Genomic DNA, 2,691 nt, shown 5'->3' with positions numbered 1-2,691 from the left:
CTTCCGATCTCATCCATGGCAGCAGCCGTTCGTGCGGCATTCCAGCCCACGGTGCCGGCGCCGAGCACCACCACCCGGGCCGGTTGCACGCCGGTGCAGCCCCCCATCAACACGCCTCGGCCGCCATGTGGTTTCTCCAGCAGGTGAGCTCCCACCTGGGCTGCCAAGCGCCCCGCGATTTCGCTCATGGGTGCCAGCAACGGCAGGCTGCCGTTCTCTAGCTGCACGGTTTCATAGGCGATGGCGGCGGTGCCTGCCTCAAGCAGGGCCTCGCCAACGCTGGGATAAGCCGCCAGGTGCAGGTAGGTGAACAGCACCATGTCCCTCCGCAGGTAGGCAAATTCCTCCGCCTGTGGTTCCTTCACCTTCACCACCAAATGGGCTCCCCAGGCCTCGTCGCGGCTCACCAGTTGGGCACCGGCGACGGCGAAGGCGTCGTCACCGATTCCCGCTCCATCCCCTGCTCCGGTTTCGATGCGTACCTCCAAGCCCTGACTCACCAGCTCCCGCACCGCGTCGGGAGTCAGCGCCACGCGCTGCTCATCGAGCTTGATCTCCTTCGGCACACCGATGCTGGCCATCGGGGCCGAGAGAACGGAGGCTGCCATGGCGGCTTCAAGGGGATCCCTTCAATCTGGCTCCGCCGCGCGCAACCCGCCACATCTCAAGGGTGGGACTGCTTTAGGCCGCTGCAATGGGCAACCGCCAGCCGCTACCAAAGGCCTGGGGGCTCACCTTGAGCAAGGGTGCCGATTGGCGTCGCTTGAACTCGGCCCGTTTCAGCAACCGCTCCACCCGCTCCACCAGGGCGGGATCGTGGCCGCCGGCCAGCAGGGTTGGTCCGGACTGGCGCTCCTGGATCAGAGCTTTGAGCAGGGTATCCAGGGCGTCGTAGTCGGGCAGGGAGTCGCTGTCTTTCTGGTTGGGCCTCAGCTCGGCGCTGGGGGGTTTGCGTCGAATCGCTTCCCCCACCATATCCCCTTGCTTCGGTAGCCCCAGCGCCTGGCGGCAGTTCCGGGCCCCGTCGCTGTCGAGCCAGTCGCACAGGGAAACCACGCTAGTTTTGTAGAGATCGCCAATCACCGCAAGCCCGCCGTTCATGTCCCCATAGAGGGTGCAGTAACCCACGGCCAGCTCGGATTTGTTGCCGGTGGTGAGCAGAAGTTGGCCCTGCTGGTTGGCCACGGCCATCAGCAGTGTGCCGCGAATGCGTGATTGCAGATTTTCTGCCGTCACGCCCTGGGGCGTTTCCCCCAGCGGTGCGGTAAGGGCCTGATCATAGCCCTCCATCAGGCCGGCGATGGGGACTGTGTTGGTCTGCATCCCCAACCGTTCGGCTAAGGCCAGGGCATCGTCAATGGATCCTGAGGAGCTCCAGGGGGAGGGCATCAACAGCGCTGAGACCTCCTCGTTCCCCAGGGCTGCGGTGGCGATCACGGCCACCAGCGCTGAGTCGATGCCGCCGCTTAACCCCAGCAATGCCTTTTTGAACCCGCATTTCCGGGCGTAGTCACGCACCCCAAGCACGAGGGCGCGGAAGAGCTGCTCCAGGGGATCCATTGGCTGGATTTGGATCGGGGTGGGATGGCCGCTGTCCCAGAGCGCCAGGTGCTCCTCACAAACGGGAAGCTCCAGTTGCACGGCGCCATCGGCTCCCACCACAAAACTGGCCCCGTCGAACACCAGCTCGTCGTTGCCCCCCACTTGATTGAGGTAGATCAGTGGGCAATTGAGGCGTCGCGCCGCCGCCGCCGCCAACTGTTGGCGCAAGGCTGGCTTGGCGGCATCGAAGGGGGAGGCCGCCAGATTGATCACCAGATCCGGCTGTTCGGGGATCAGTTGATCGATGGGATCCGGTCCGTCCAGGCGCTCGCGCTGCAGGCCGTCATCCACCCAGAGGTCTTCGCAGATGGTGAGGCCCAGTCGCTTTCCGTTGGGCAGGGTGAGTAGACAGGGCCCATCGCCGGGGCGGAAGTAGCGCCGCTCATCAAAGACGTCGTAACTGGGCAGCAGCTGTTTCTGGGCAATCGGCCGCCAGCCCAGGCGATTCACCAGCACCACACCGTTGTGCAGCCGTGGACTGCGGGCATCTGATGCAGGCAGCGCAGCTCCCACCAACAGGGTGACGCTGCTGTTGAGTTGGTTCACCAGCCACTGCAGCACCGTGTTCTGCTGTTGGAGGCGGCTGGGCTCGAGCAACTGGTCCCGAGGGGGATACCCCCAGAGGGAGAGTTCAGGGGTGAGCACCAGCTCAACAGTCTGCTCTTCTGCCTTGCGCACGGCCTCCAGAATCCGCTTCGCGTTGCCCTCGAAGTCGCCGACCACGGGGTTGAGTTGGGCCAGGGCGATGCGCATCAGCAGAAGCTCCCCGAAAGGCCATAAAGATTGTGCTGGAGCAACAGTGGCCACACCGCTTCAGGGATCTGAGCTTCATTCGGTTGCTGGCGCAGTTGCGAACTGGCGGTGGCGGGAACCTCCAGATCCAGCAGTTCCACCCGCGCTCCCAGATCGCGCAGGGCTTGCAGCGTGGCGTCCTCGAGGGGCCAACCCTTGCGGGGGGCGATTGCCAAGCGGCACTGCAGCAGCCAGCAATCGCTCTGTTTCCAGCGGGGGATCTGGCCGGCGAGATCGCTGCCCACCACAAACACCAGCTCCTGATCAGGCCAATGCTGGGCGGCCCGTTGCAGGGTG

General features: G+C 64.7%; 2 protein-coding genes and 1 pseudogene. All 3 read right to left on the bottom strand.

The window, feature by feature from the left end:
* A partial coding sequence (locus ACGVJ8_RS03700; protein ID WP_392345560.1) for an alanine dehydrogenase occupies window positions 1-608 on the bottom strand: 608 nt, incomplete at its 3' end.
* A 73-nt stretch (window positions 609-681) separates the two neighbouring features.
* On the bottom strand, window positions 682-2,355 hold the full coding sequence (locus ACGVJ8_RS03695; RefSeq protein ID WP_392345558.1) for an NAD+ synthase: 1,674 nt from the start codon (window positions 2,353-2,355) through the stop codon (window positions 682-684).
* A pseudogene (locus tag ACGVJ8_RS03690) lies at window positions 2,355-2,691 on the bottom strand (nicotinate-nucleotide adenylyltransferase); the annotation flags it as partial. The pseudogene ACGVJ8_RS03690 and the gene ACGVJ8_RS03695, both read right to left, overlap by 1 nt.

Source organism: Parasynechococcus sp., from assembly GCF_042954245.1.
Lineage (GTDB): Bacteria > Cyanobacteriota > Cyanobacteriia > PCC-6307 > Cyanobiaceae > Parasynechococcus.
This window is presented reverse-complemented; position numbering and strand designations above follow the sequence as displayed.